This window comes from Pusillimonas sp. (genome assembly GCF_029263785.1).
Classification (GTDB): Bacteria; Pseudomonadota; Gammaproteobacteria; order Burkholderiales; family Burkholderiaceae_B; genus Pusillimonas.
In genome coordinates this window covers 17621-31014 of sequence record NZ_JAJUFE010000002.1, presented here as the reverse complement: position 1 = coordinate 31014, position 13394 = coordinate 17621, and the positions used below count along the sequence as shown (strand labels likewise).

General features: G+C 58.0%; 11 protein-coding genes. 7 read left to right on the top strand and 4 right to left on the bottom strand.

All coding sequences use genetic code 11. The features are described from left to right. Window positions 1-134: 134 nt before the first annotated feature. Genes Q1J88_RS00765 through Q1J88_RS00755 form a run of 3 tightly spaced genes read left to right on the top strand, consistent with a single transcriptional unit; the run spans window position 135 to window position 3567 of the window. Window positions 135-2054: an ABC transporter permease gene (locus Q1J88_RS00765; RefSeq protein WP_301115486.1), complete on the top strand. Its 1920-nt coding sequence runs from the start codon at window positions 135-137 to the stop codon at window positions 2052-2054. Continuing rightward, entirely contained in the window at window positions 2051-2830 is a 780-nt protein-coding gene (locus Q1J88_RS00760) for an ABC transporter ATP-binding protein (RefSeq protein ID WP_301115485.1), read from the top strand. Before Q1J88_RS00765 ends, Q1J88_RS00760 begins: the two co-directional genes overlap by 4 nt. Continuing rightward, on the top strand, window positions 2830-3567 hold the full coding sequence (locus Q1J88_RS00755) for an ABC transporter ATP-binding protein (RefSeq protein WP_301115484.1): 738 nt from the start codon (window positions 2830-2832) through the stop codon (window positions 3565-3567). Before Q1J88_RS00760 ends, Q1J88_RS00755 begins: the two co-directional genes overlap by 1 nt. A 72-nt stretch (window positions 3568-3639) precedes the next feature. Here the strand turns inward: Q1J88_RS00755 and Q1J88_RS00750 are convergent, their stop codons facing one another. Next, on the bottom strand, window positions 3640-4365 hold the full coding sequence (locus Q1J88_RS00750; protein WP_301115483.1) for a TetR family transcriptional regulator: 726 nt from the start codon (window positions 4363-4365) through the stop codon (window positions 3640-3642). Between the two features lie 228 nt (window positions 4366-4593). Between Q1J88_RS00750 and Q1J88_RS00745 the strand changes: the two genes are divergently transcribed. Together Q1J88_RS00745 and ilvD are read left to right on the top strand one after the other, a co-directional pair. Further along, on the top strand, window positions 4594-5652 hold the full coding sequence (locus Q1J88_RS00745; RefSeq protein WP_301115482.1) for an aromatic ring-hydroxylating dioxygenase subunit alpha: 1059 nt from the start codon (window positions 4594-4596) through the stop codon (window positions 5650-5652). A gap of 88 nt (window positions 5653-5740) precedes the next feature. Next, window positions 5741-7429, top strand: a complete 1689-nt coding sequence (gene ilvD / locus Q1J88_RS00740) for a dihydroxy-acid dehydratase (protein WP_301115481.1) — start codon at window positions 5741-5743, stop codon at window positions 7427-7429. Window positions 7430-7624: 195 nt separating this feature from the next. On the opposite strand, the gene Q1J88_RS00735 is transcribed toward ilvD, so the two are convergent. The 3 genes from Q1J88_RS00735 to mdlC all read right to left on the bottom strand — a co-directional run bounded on the left by Q1J88_RS00735 (window position 7625) and on the right by mdlC (window position 12077). Then, window positions 7625-9076 carry an aldehyde dehydrogenase gene (locus tag Q1J88_RS00735; RefSeq protein ID WP_301115480.1) on the bottom strand — a complete coding sequence of 484 codons (1452 nt, stop codon included), beginning with the start codon at window positions 9074-9076 and terminating at the stop codon, window positions 7625-7627. 259 nt (window positions 9077-9335) lie between these two features. Next, on the bottom strand, window positions 9336-10343 hold the full coding sequence (locus Q1J88_RS00730; protein WP_301115479.1) for a tripartite tricarboxylate transporter substrate binding protein: 1008 nt from the start codon (window positions 10341-10343) through the stop codon (window positions 9336-9338). 114 nt (window positions 10344-10457) lie between these two features. After that, complete coding sequence (mdlC, locus tag Q1J88_RS00725) at window positions 10458-12077, bottom strand: benzoylformate decarboxylase (RefSeq protein WP_301115478.1); 1620 nt, start codon at window positions 12075-12077, stop codon at window positions 10458-10460. A gap of 118 nt (window positions 12078-12195) precedes the next feature. Here mdlC and Q1J88_RS00720 point away from each other — a divergent pair, with 118 nt between their 5' ends. Further along, a complete protein-coding gene (locus Q1J88_RS00720) occupies window positions 12196-13089 on the top strand; it encodes a LysR family transcriptional regulator (protein ID WP_301115477.1) in 894 nt (297 codons plus the stop codon). A gap of 74 nt (window positions 13090-13163) precedes the next feature. Further along, window positions 13164-13331, top strand: a complete 168-nt coding sequence (locus Q1J88_RS00715) for a hypothetical protein (RefSeq protein WP_301115476.1) — start codon at window positions 13164-13166, stop codon at window positions 13329-13331. Window positions 13332-13394: the final 63 nt, after the last annotated feature.

Sequence of the window (13394 nt, the reverse complement as noted above, 5' to 3'; positions counted from 1 at the left end):
TGTTTTCGTAATTCTGCAAGGGCGTTTGAACGATACAAGAGGCGAGGGCACGGGTGGTGACTCCACCCGTGCCTGCGAACCGCCCTTCCCTTTGAATAGCCCTGATTTCATTATCTTTATTGCGGGTCGTCGTCATGGATATTTCCGGTTTTATCGTACAGCTGCTTAACGGGCTGGCCGGCGCCTCGTCGCTCTTTCTGGTAGCGGCGGGTTTATCTCTTATTTTCGGTGTCACGCGCATCGTCAACTTCGCGCATGGCTCGTTCTACATGGTGGGCATTTATGTTGCCTACTCGCTGGTGTTCGAACTGGAAGAAAGTCTTGGTTTTTGGCCGGCGATATTGCTGGCAGCCATTCTCGTGGGAGTGCTCGGCGCTCTGATCGAAATTCTTCTTCTGCGCCGCATCTATCATGCACCAGAGCTTTTTCAGTTATTGGCCACCTTTGCTGTGGCTCTGATCCTGCGCGACGTTGTCCTTTGGTACTGGGGTCCCGAAGAGCTGCTTGGGCCGCGGGCGCCTGGTCTTGAAGGGGCGGTCGAGATTCTGGGGCGCCAGTTTCCAACTTACGATCTTTTCCTGATCGCCGCAGGGCCGGTGGTGCTGGGCTTGCTGTGGCTGCTGCTCACGCGTACCCATTGGGGCACGCTGGTTCGTGCCGCCACACAAGACCGCGCCATGGTCAGCGCCCTGGGCGTAAACCAGGCATGGCTGTTTACAGCAGTGTTTGCGCTGGGCGCTGCGCTGGCAGCATTGGGCGGCGCGTTGCAGTTGCCGCGCGAGCCGGCCAACCTTGAAATGGACATTCACATCATTGGTGCCGCCTTTGTCATTGTCGTGGTAGGCGGCATGGGGTCGATCCCAGGTGCCTATGTAGCTGCACTGCTGATCGCCGAACTCAAGGCACTGTGCGTGTGGCTGGGTGTCGTTGAAATTCTGGGCGTTACCGTGTCGTTTACCAAGCTGACGCTTGTGGTCGAATTCATTGTGATGGCGGTGGTACTCATATTGCGGCCATGGGGCTTGTTCGGCCGGCCCCAACGACCAGGTCACAAAAACAGCGCAGGTGAAAAGCCTCTTATCCCGGCAAGCGCGCGCTTCAAGATCGGCGCCGGCTTGTTCGTCGCGATACTGCTGGCCTTGCCTGTGCTGACAATCGACTCGCCCTACGTCACTGTATTGCTGATCGACTTGCTGGTGGCATCGCTGTTTGCAGTCAGTTTGCACTTCATCATGGGGCCCGGTGGAATGCACTCTTTCGGTCATGCCGCCTACTTTGGCCTGGGCGCCTATGGTGCAGCGCTGCTCGTAAAGCAGTTGGGCTTGCCCATGGAAGCGGCCCTGATCGTGGCCCCGTTTGTTGCGGCGGTGGGCGCGTTCATATACGGATGGTTCTGTGTCCGTCTTTCGGGCGTGTACCTGGCAATGCTGACGCTTGCGGTGGCGCAGATAACCTGGGGCATTGTCTTCCAGTGGGACGATGTTACGGGCGGCAGCAACGGCATGACCGGTATCTGGCCGGCTCAGTGGCTTGCAGATAAGACCACGTATTACTACCTGACCCTGATTCTCGTGATCGCCGGTATCTTGTGGCTGCGGCGTGTGCTGTTCTCGCCGTTTGGTTATGCCATGCGCGCCGGACGCGATTCCTTCCTGCGCGCCGATGCCATCGGCATCAACGTCAAGCGCATTCACTGGTACGGCTTTATCCTGGCAGGCATGGTGGCCGGCCTGGCGGGTGCCTTGTTTGCGTTCTCCAAAGGCAGCATTGCGCCCGAAACCCTGCATGTCAACAAGTCGATTGACGGTCTGGTCATGGTGCTTCTGGGTGGCATGCAAACGCTGGTCGGCCCCATAGTCGGTGCCGTATCGTTTACCTGGCTGCACGATACCGTTGCGCGCAGTACCGATTTCTGGCGCGCCATGCTGGGCGGAATCATTTTGCTGCTGGTCCTGCTGTTCCCGCAGGGCATTGCGGGCACGCTCAAGCAGGTTTACGACGCATTCCTCAATCGTAGAACCCAGCACGTCGGCGCTAAAGGGGCATCGCTATGAGTCTGTTGAAAGTTTCCCGTCTCGGAAAATCCTTTGGTGGCGTCAAGGCCGTGGACGAAATCAGTTTCGACCTGGCCCCGGGCGAGCTGCTGGCACTTATTGGCCCCAACGGGGCGGGCAAGTCCACTACCTTCAATATGGTCAACGGCCAGCTTCGCGCCGATCGCGGTTCAATCAAGCTAGACGGACACGAGCTTGTCGGCCTGCCGCCGCGTGATATCTGGAAGCTTGGAGTGGGCCGCACATTTCAGATCGCTGAAACGTTCTCGTCCTTTACCGTGGTCGAGAACGTGCAGCTGGCCCTGCTGTCAGCCGACAACAAGCTGCTTTCCACGTGGCGTCGGGCCGCAGGTCATAAACGCGACGAGGCCATAGAGCTGCTGGACAAGGTGGGCATGGCGCAACAGGCCGATCGTCCCTGTGCCGATCTGGCTTACGGCGATGTGAAGCGCGTTGAGCTGGCCATTGCCATCGCCAACAATCCCAAGCTTTTGCTGATGGATGAGCCCACTGCGGGCATGGCACCGAAAGAGCGCAACGAGCTGATGGCGCTGACAAAGCAATTGGTGGTCGAACGTAATATGGCGGTGCTGTTTACCGAACACAGCATGGATGTGGTCTTTGCTTACGCCGATCGCATGATTGTGCTGGCCCGCGGCCGGCTGATCGCAGAGGGCAAGCCGCTTGAAATTCGTGATCACCCGCGCGTGCAGGAAGTCTATTTCGGCACGGGCAAGACATTCGAGAAGAAATCGCCTCAGAAGGAGCCTGTTTGATGACCACGGCGACGCAGACATTGCTGGATGCCAGAGGCCTTCGTGCCTGGTATGGCGCCGCCCAAATTTTGTACGATCTGGATCTTCAGGTGCAGGCGGGCGAAGTCGTAGCACTGATGGGCCGCAACGGCGCCGGAAAATCCACCACCCTGAAGGCCCTGATGGGCATGCTGGACAAGCGCCGCGGCACCATCAAGTTCATGGGCCACGATATTTCTCGTAGCGAGCCTTATCACGCCGCGCGTCTGGGCCTGGCTTTTGTTCCTGAGGACCGGCGCGTGTTTACCGACCTTACCGTCATGGAGAATCTGGCGGTAGGGCGGCAGCCGCCGCGTTCATCCCAATTGCCAGGTGGTGCTGCCGAATGGACACCCGAACGCCTGTTCAAGCTGTTTCCCAACCTTGGCGAAATGCCGCAACGCCTTGGCGGGCGCATGAGCGGAGGCGAACAGCAGATGCTTACCGTAGCTCGCGCATTAATGGGCAACCCGTACCTGGTGTTGCTTGATGAACCTTCCGAGGGCGTAGCGCCGGTAATCGTCGAGCAAATGGTGAACATGATTCTCGAACTCAAGGCCAGCGGCGTCAGCATTTTGCTTTCCGAGCAAAACATGCATTTTGCCGAGCTGGTCTCTGACCGCGCTTACGTGCTTGAAAAAGGTCAGATCCGCTACCACGCCACCATGGAAGAGCTGGCCAATAACGAAGAGGTCCGTCGAGCTTACCTGACCGTTTGAACAGGGGGCCGCATTATGCGGCCCTGCCGCAGCCTCCGCCGGCCAGCAGGCAAAAGCCGCATAACAGACGGTTTATGCGCCAGTGGCATCCGGTTGTTTCTTCAGAACGGAATCCAGAAGCAAATCGCTGATGTAGGCGGCCCAGTCGTCGATCGTCTTGCCATCCATGAGATCGAGATTCAGAAACGCCGAGAACGTGTACCGATTGGAGACGTAAAAGTAACCCAGGGCGGTAATTGCCATATACAGCCTGCGACTGTTTACCCCTTCGCGAAACAGGCCCTTGTCCACGCCGCGCTGAATGACATCTTCCAGAATCGACATGATCGGACGCGCGTACTTATCTGCCGTACGGGACTTTCGGATGTGCTTGCCCTTTTGGAGGTTCTCGGTGCCCAGGAGCACGATCACCTCGGGATTCTGAAGGTAATAGCGAAACGGAAACTCGATGATCTTGCGCAACGCCCCGACCGGGTCTTCTGTGTCCAGTTCGAGGTTTCTCTCTGCTTCGAAAATGTCTTTGTACGCGGCTTCAAGGACGGTTACGAACAACCTCTCTTTGCTGCCAAAGTAATAGTAAATAAGGCTGTCGTACGACTTCGCCGCCCGGGATATTTGTTCGACGCGTGCACCTTCGTAGCCGTCTCTGGAAAAAATCTTTTTGGCTGCACGCAGAATGTTTTCGCGCGTGACTTTTGCCGAACGCGGACGTGACTTGCGTTTTGCATGTGTTTCAACCGTGGCATCGTTTGCATGTGGGCTGCCGGAAGTGTCGGGGTCGCGGTCGGAGGAGGGCATGTCTGTGTCGAAGGTGGCATGTTTTTATGTCGGATTCAGTTGCCGGCCGATCTTGTTGCAAGGAGCGGCAACTGTTTCCACCAGCGCGGAAAAAGCCATTGCCACCACGATGATCATTCAGTATATTATACGTTAATTTAGTGAGTACTACATAAACTATTGCTAAAGAATTTCCCCTTTGCAATTATTTTTGGCCTGTTGTTCACAGGCGCTACACCGGAGACAGACATGGCTGAGTATGTATTGAACACCTGGTACCCCATTGCTTGGTCGCGGGACATTTCCTACGAGCTGGCCAAGCGTCGCATCGTGGGCAAGGATGTGGTGTTGTATAGGGCCAGCAACGGTCAGGTGGTGGCTCATCTGGACGTATGCCCGCACCGCATGGCGCCCCTTTCCATGGGACGACTGAAAGGTGATTCGATCGAATGCGGCTACCACGGAATGACCTTTGACTGCTCGGGTGCCTGCATCCGCATTCCCGGGCAACGCATTGTGGGCAGCCCCTCTGTCGAGACATACCCCACGCACGAAAACATGGGCCTCGTGTGGATCTGGATGGGGGACCCGGCCAAGGCCGACACGTCGCTGGTATATGACCTGCCCCAGTATCACGACCCCGAATGGAGCTCTGCCGAAGGCGACGCCCTGGAAATTCGCTGCCATTACCTGAACCTGTGCGACAACCTTTGCGACCCTGCGCACGTAAGCTTTGTGCATCTCAGTACCCTGGGCACCCCCGCAGGTGAAGACGTGCCCGTACAAATGAAGCAAACGCCGCAAGGGCTGGTTACCTGGCGCTGGATCAACGATGCACCCGCCATCCCGCTGTTTCAAAAGTTCGGTAATTTCACCACTAACGTCGATCGTTGGCATTATTACCACTACACGGCTCCCAGCATTGCGGTAATCGATTTTGGCAGCGCCCCTACAGGTACTGGTGCGCCCGAGGGCAATCGCGACAACTGCATTCAGATCTATGCCTGTCATTTCATGACTCCGGTCGACGAAAACACCACCATTGATCACTGGCTGCACGTCAAGAACTTCAAGGCTGACGAAGAAACCAACAAGAAATTGTCCGCCGAGTTTCGTGTGGCGTTCAACGAAGACAAGGTCATTCTTGAGGCTATTCACCAGAACGAATTGCGCTCGGTGAACCCCACCCCTGTTCGTCTGGCCATCGATGCTTCGCCCATGCGCATGCGCAAAATGGTCGCGGATTGGATCAAGGCGGAACGCAACGAGGCAGCGGCGGCCAACCGGCCCGAGCCGACTCACGCCTGATAGATCTCTGCACGCAAGTGGCAGATATGTGGCAGGGCTTTCTGATGCGGGAGTAGAATGATTTCAGACTACTTTCAAAGAGGCCCTCATGCCGCAAGAAAAACGTCGTTTGCGCTCGTCGCACATCACGCAGGGGGCCGAACGCGCCCCCAACCGTTCGATGTTCTATGCCCTGGGCTACACCGAGCAAGACTTCGACAAGCCCATGGTTGGTATCGCCAACGGGCACAGCACCATCACCCCGTGCAATAGTGGCCTGCAGAAGCTGGCTGACGCGGCGGTGGCAGCCATTGCAGCCGAAGGTGGCAATCCTCAAACCTTCGGCACGCCCACAATTTCCGACGCCATGGCGATGGGCACCGAGGGCATGAAGTATTCCCTGGTTTCGCGCGAAGTCATTGCAGATTGCGTCGAAACCTGTGTCCAGGGCCAGTGGATGGACGGGGTGCTGGTGATTGGCGGTTGCGACAAGAACATGCCCGGCGGAATGATGGGCATGCTTCGTGCGAATGTGCCGGGCATTTTTGTGTACGGCGGCACCATTCTCCCCGGCAGGCTCGACGGCAAGGATCTGAATATCGTCAGTGTTTTTGAGGCGGTGGGTGAGAACGCTGCGGGGCGGCTTGGCAACAGCGAGCTCAAGCGTATCGAACTTCACGCCATTCCCGGACCTGGGTCGTGCGGCGGCATGTATACGGCCAACACCATGAGCTCGGCGTTCGAGGCACTGGGCATGAGCCTGCCTTACTCGTCTACCATGGCAAATGTGCACGACGAAAAACTTGAATCGGCGGCCGAGTCCGCGCGCGTGCTGATGCGTGCGATAAAGAACGACATCAAGCCTCGCGATATCGTCACTCGTGAATCGATCGAGAACGCGGTCAGTGTCATCATGGCCATTGGTGGGTCGACAAATGCAGTACTGCATTTTCTGGCGATTGCACATGCAGCAGGTGTGAAATGGACCATCGACGACTTCGAGCGCGTGCGCAAGAAGGTGCCGGTAATCTGCGATCTAAAGCCAAGCGGCAGATATCTGGCCGTTGATTTTCACCGGGCGGGTGGCGTGCCCCAGGTGATGAGGCTGCTGCTGGATGCGGGTTTGCTGCATGGCGACTGCATGACAATCAGTGGTCGCACTGTGGCCGAACAGTTACAGGGGGTGCCTGCCGAGCTTTCGTCTGATCAAGAGGTGATACGTTCGTTGAATAACGCCTTGTATGCAGAGGGGCATCTGGCCATACTGAAGGGTAACCTGGCTCCCGAGGGGTGTGTTGCAAAGATCACCGGACTCAAGACCCCTGTCATGACCGGACCAGCCCGTGTGTTCGATGACGAACAATCTGCCCTTGCCGCCATATTGGCCAAAAAAATCAAGGCCGGCGATGTCATGGTGCTTCGGTATCTTGGGCCGAAGGGTGGGCCCGGCATGCCCGAAATGTTGGCGCCAACGGGCGCATTGATTGGTGAAGGCCTGGGCGAATCGGTGGGCCTCATCACTGACGGGCGGTTTTCGGGTGGAACCTGGGGCATGGTGGTAGGTCATGTCGCCCCCGAAGCCGCCGTCGGCGGCAACATTGCGCTGGTCCAAGAGGGTGACTCCATCACCATAGATGCACATCAGCAGCTTCTGGAGCTGCACGTGCCCGATAGCGAACTTGCCCATCGTCGCGAATCGTGGAGCCCGCCGGCCCCACGATATACGCGCGGCGTGCAGGCCAAGTTTGCGCAGAATTGCTCCAGCGCCAGCACTGGTGCGGTGCTTGATAACTATTGATGTTGTCAGATCCGATTCGACCCGGGGGGGTCACCGGATCATCTGAAAACATTGGTCGTTATCGGGTCAGAAGTTAAAACAAGCCGTCGCTGCTGGAACAGCGACGGCTTGTTTTTTCTGGACTGGCACTCCACCTTTCGGCCTGCCTGGAGCGGGCGGCCGGCCCCGGCCCAGGCTTGACTTTGCGTGACCGCCTTAGAAGGGATAGTGGCGAGGCGTGGTTTGAACCGAGATCCAGCGCAGTTCGGTGAACTCGTGGATGCCGGCCTTTCCGCCGAAACGTCCGAATCCGCTGGCCTTGACGCCTCCGAAGGGCATCTGGGCTTCGTCGTGAACAGTTGGGCCGTTTACATGGCAGATACCGGACTGGATGCGCGCAGCTACCTGCCAGGCGCGGGCGGAGTCCTGGCCGAAGACGGCAGCGGACAGGCCATAATCGTTGTCGTTGGCGACGGCAATGGCTTCTTCGACACCGTTGACACGTACGATTCCCTTGACAGGGCCGAACGACTCGTCGCTGTATATCTTCATGTCTGAGGTGACGTTGTCGATAAGGGTGGCGGGGATAAGCGTGTTTTCGGCTTTACCGCCGCAAAGCAATTTGCCGCCTTTTGCCAGTGCATCATCGATCAGGGCGTTGCACCGCTCGACTGTGGCCATGTCAACCACCGATCCCAGCACGACAGGACCCTTGCGCGGGTCGCCCAGAGGCAGGTTCTTGGCTTTTTCGGTAAGGCGCGATACGAATTCGTCGGCAATTTTTTCGTCGACGATGATTCGCTCGGTGGACATGCAGATCTGGCCGGAGTTGGCAAATGCTCCGAAAGCGGCAGCATTGACGGCGTCGTCGATATTGGCGTCGTCCAGCACGACCAGCGGTGCCTTGCCTCCCAGTTCGAGCACGGATGGCTTGAGGTATTTGGCGCAAGTGCCGGCGATGATCTTGCCCACGCGGGTGGAGCCGGTGAAATTGACGCGGCGGACTGCGGGATGCGCAATCATGGCCTCAACGATCTCTCCGGCGTCGGCGGGGGCGTTGGTGATGAAGTTGACAACGCCCTCGGGGAAACCGGCTTCGATCAGGGCTTCAATGATAAGGCCGTGTGTGGCCGGGCAGATTTCAGAGCCCTTGAGCACCACAGTGTTGCCACATGCCAGCGGGGTGGCAACTGCACGAACACCCAGGATGACAGGAGCGTTCCATGGCGCCATTCCCAGCACAACACCGGCTGGCTGGCGTACACCCATGGACACGCTGCCCGGAACGTCGGACGGAATGATTTCGCCATGAATTTGAGTCGTAAGTGAACCCGCTTCAACAAACATGCTGGCCGCAAGCTGCACGTTGAACGATGCCCACATCGCCGATGCGCCCGTTTCGTTGGCGACGGCTTCGACGAATTCTTTTTCTTTGGCCATCAGTGCTTCGCCGGCCTTGATGAGCAGTGAGCGGCGCTGGGTCGGGCCCATGGCGGCCCAGGCAGGAAATGCCTTGGAGGCGGCTTCGACGGCAGCGACGGCATCTTCAACTGTGGCGGCCGGGGCTGTCGTGGCGACTTTTCCGTCAAGCGGATTGCAACGCTCAAAGGTGGCGCCATTGCTGGCGGCCTTCTTCTGGCCGTTTATAAGCAGGGAAATCGAAGACATTATTTTCTCCAGGGCTAAGTAGGTTGTTTGGAATCGGCCGCTTATGTTTCACAGGCATCGATATCGGGCGGCCGGAAGCCTGCGCTCGCACGTGCGGGAAGGTTCGGCAGGCGAGGACGTTGGTCTTGCATCTGGTAATAATAGCCAAAGCATACCCCAGGTGCGAGGTATTTCAGCGAGCTGAATGTATTAAAGAGGCAGACAGCTACGTTGCTTTCTGCCTCGGAACTGGTGCTGCCGCCAGGCAAGGTGCGGTTCGTCAGCCGCCCATGATCTGGCGCTCCTTTATGAGTTTGCCAAAGCGTTCTGCGTCATCGACGGCTTTTTGGTGGAACTCGTCGGGAGTCATGGGTGCAGGCTCAGCGCCGATCACAGCCAGGGTTTTCCTGAAATCCTCGGATTCGACAATCTTGTTGATTTCGGTGTTCATTTTCTGGATGATTTCGGGCGGCGTTCCGGCCGGGGCGTAGAACCCGAAGTATGTATCAGCATCGAAGTTGGTCAGCCCGGCTTCGTGCAGGGTGGGTACATCGGGAAAGCGTGTTGAACGTTGCATGCTGCCGATTGCTAGCAATTTCAGTTTGCCGGCTTCGACACTGGCCAGGCCGATTCCGGGGTCGAACATGAAATCGATCTGCCCTCCCAACAGGTCGCGCATGGCCGGCGCAGCGCCCCGATACGGTATGTGTACCGCATCAACCCCGGCCATCTCCTTGAAGAGCTCGCCTGCCAGGTGGGGCGATGAGCCATTGCCAGGTGATCCGAAGTCGAGTTCGCCCGGGTGCTTCTTGAGGTAATCGATGAATTCCTGGACGGTATTTGCCGGAATGTCAGGTTTGGTTTCGAGGAACACCAGGACTCGGGCGGCGGCGGCTACCGGCACCAGGTCCTTCATGGGGTCAAACGTCATGTTGTTGTAGATCAGCGGATTGACTGACACCATGCCGCCCGAAGACATCAGAAAGGTGTAGCCGTCAGGTTTGGATTTGGCGGCGGCGTCGCCGCCGATGTTCCCGCCGGCCCCTCCCTTGTTTTCGACCACGAACGATTGTCCCAGTACCTCGCTCAGAGGCTGGGTGATGGCGCGAGCAATACGGTCGGCGGCGCCGCCGGCGGGGAAGTTGACGATGACGGTAACGGGTTTTTCGGGCCACTGCTGGGCCGATGCGCTGAGGGGGCTTAGCGCCAAAGCCGCAGAGCTGAGGGCGGCCAGGGCCATGCCGCGTGCAAGTAAGCTGCGTCGACGAAATGAAGTAGCGGTGTTCATGCTTGTCTCCCTTAGGGTTATGAGTGCTGCAACTTCAGGACGTATTGCTGGGTTCGTCCCTTATATGGCTGATTCCTTATATGGCTGATTTTTGGCCAGTTAATCCGGGATGAATCATGCGACTCGAACTTCGACCAGTATTGGCCCCTCGGATTGCAGTGCCTGTTTCAGGGTGGGGGCCAGTTGGGCGGGATCTTCGACCCGCACGGCAGGGCAGCCATACCCGCTTGCCAGTGTCACGAAATCCAGTCCGGGCAGTTCGGACCCCTGCAGGGTGTCGCCCGGCTTGAAGCCGAAGGTGTGGGCAAATTCTTGCAGTGCTGCGTAGCGTTGGTTGTTGATGATGATGAACGTGATGGGAAGCTGCAGCTGAACTGCGTTCCATAGCGCCTGTATTGAATACATGCTCGAGCCATCGCCCACCAGACCGATGATACGCTGGCCGGGCTTGCCCAACGCCACCCCCACCGCAGCCGCCAACCCGAAGCCCAGACCGCCGCTTGCCATGGTGTAGAAGGTTTCCTTGCGGTATATGGGCATGTAACGGTGCATGACAGGCCGGGCGCTGGGCGACTCTTCGACGATGACAGTGCCGGGGTCGCGCACTTCGTCCAAAGTCTGAAGCAAGTACGCAACCGGCATTGGTTGGTCCGGCTGCGCACGCGGTGCTTTATCCCGTCGCGGTGGAGAGGGTCGCTGGGGAGGTGTGGAGGCCTGTAACAAGGCCGCGACTCCGGCCTTGATGCCGCAAACCATGGCCGTACCCACGGGTGCCCAGGCGGCGATGGAGGGGTCGTCCGTGATCTGAGCCAGGTCGGCGCCCGGCGGAAGATGGGGCCCCGCGCCTTCAACATGGTAGGTAAAAGCCGGCGCACCAATAACCAGGATGGCGTCATGGCCTCCTAGTGCGCCCACGATTTTTTCGCGCTCGGCGGCCAGATAGCCGGCGAAGAGGGGGTGGTCTCCTGGAAAGCCGCAACGTGCCGACATCGGCGCAATCCAGACGCGGGCGTTGTGCTGTTCGGCCAGCTGCACGGTTTCATCCCAGGCGTCACTGCGATCGACTCCGGTGCCCACGACAAACGCGGGCCGTTCAGCCGAATCGAGCAGTTCGACGACCTGAGCCAGTACATCGGGCTGCGGGAGGCTTGTGGTGCTGACTGTACGGACGCCAGCCATGCCTTCGCATGGCCGGTTCCAGTCGTCGGCAGGAATCGACACCATGACCGGACCGCAGGGTTCCTGCATGGCCATGTAGTACGCGCGCGCAATGGCTTGTGGAACGTCTTCGGCTCGGGCCGGCTCAACGCTGTACTTGACATAGGGCATGGGAAGAAGCGTGGCGTCAGCCGACGACAGGAAGGGGTCGTAAGGCAATATCGCGCGCGCTTGCTGGCCGGCGGTAATGACCAGTGGCGTGGCATTCTTGTAGGCAGTAAAGATGGCGCCCATGGCGTTACCCACACCCGCGGCCGAATGCAGGTTCACGAACGCCGCCCGGCGAGTGGCTTGGGCATAGCCGTCCGCCATGCCCACCACAACCGCTTCCTGCAAGCCCAGCTGGTAACTGAAATCGTCGGGGAAATTAACGAACAGCGCCAGTTCGGTAGAGCCGGGGTTGCCAAAGATTGTGGTCATCTTCAGAGACCGCAACAGCTGGATGACGGCATCGCGCACAGTGGCCGGTGGACTGCATTGGCCAGGTTCGGCAGGTAGGGCGGATGGACCTGACATGACACTTTCCTAATCAAGGGTGGCAGGAAAAGGTGGATTGCACCTCGGCTACCGATTGATTATGTGGCTGTGTCGGTCATAATCCAATAATATAAAAATAATAAGGGATATTAGATAAATGAATATCAAGTCCATTGACCTGAACCTGTTGCGCCTGTTCGATGCCATTTACCGCAGACGCAACATCAGTCGCGCAGCCGAATCCCTTGACATGAGTCAGCCGGCAGCCAGTCAAGGACTTGCGCGTCTGCGCGCGGCGCTGGACGACCCCTTGTTCGTACGCCACTCATCCGGCGTGCGGCCCACGCCGCGAGCGGATCGGCTTGCTGTTGTCGTGGCGAAAGCGCTGAACGACCTGGAACATGCCTTGTCTGAAGCGGCCTCGTTCGATCCTGCCGTGTCGCGACGCGTGTTTCATATTCACATGAGCGATATCGGGGAGGGGCGTTTTCTGCCGGACCTGCTGGTGGCTTTGCGGGAAAGGGCGCCCGGTGTGCGGGTGGATACTCGCCCCATGGCTCCAGCCGAGATCACCGCTGCCCTGGATAATGCGACCCTTGATTTTGCATTTGGCTTTCTGCCGCAGGTGCGTGACACGCGACATGTCAAGTTGCTGGACGACCGCTACATAGTTTTACTGCGCAGTGGCAATCCGTTCCTGAAGGGGCGCGACCACATCGGGATTGCAGACCTGCGCAAGCTTGAATTCGTCGCCGTGCGTACGCATCGCGACACATTGCGTATTCTGCATTTGCTCGGCCTTGAAGACCGGCTGCGGCTGACTACCGAGCACTTCACCATATTGCCTTCAATTGTCAGGGCCACTGACCTTGGCGTGGTCATGCCCCGCAATATTGCCCGTACATTTATCCAGGGCGGGCCTTACGTCATTATCGAGCCCGAGTTTCCCCTGCGTGACTTCACGGTGTCATTGCACTGGAGCAAGCGGTTCGAATCCGATCCGGCAATTCAATGGTTCAAGGATCTGGTGGTAGAGATTTTCGCCGATTGAGAAATATCAATGCACGGTGTCGCGGAAAACACTACGATTCGTATCAAAATCAGAATCAGCTTCGGAGCTTTACCATGTTCTTCCACAACACCACCTTGCTGTTGCTTGTCGTTTTAGGCGTCATTGCAACATTTATCGGGTTCGGGCTGCGCGACAGAAACGTCGGGCTCGTGCTTTTGGGGGTTGGTTTTCTGGCTATCGTATATGCCGTCATCACTAAGGCCATCGCGCTTTTCGGCTGATTCTGAATAAGTGTCACTGCGGTTCAGGCGGGGATTTACCGGGGATAAACCCTGCTTTTTTTT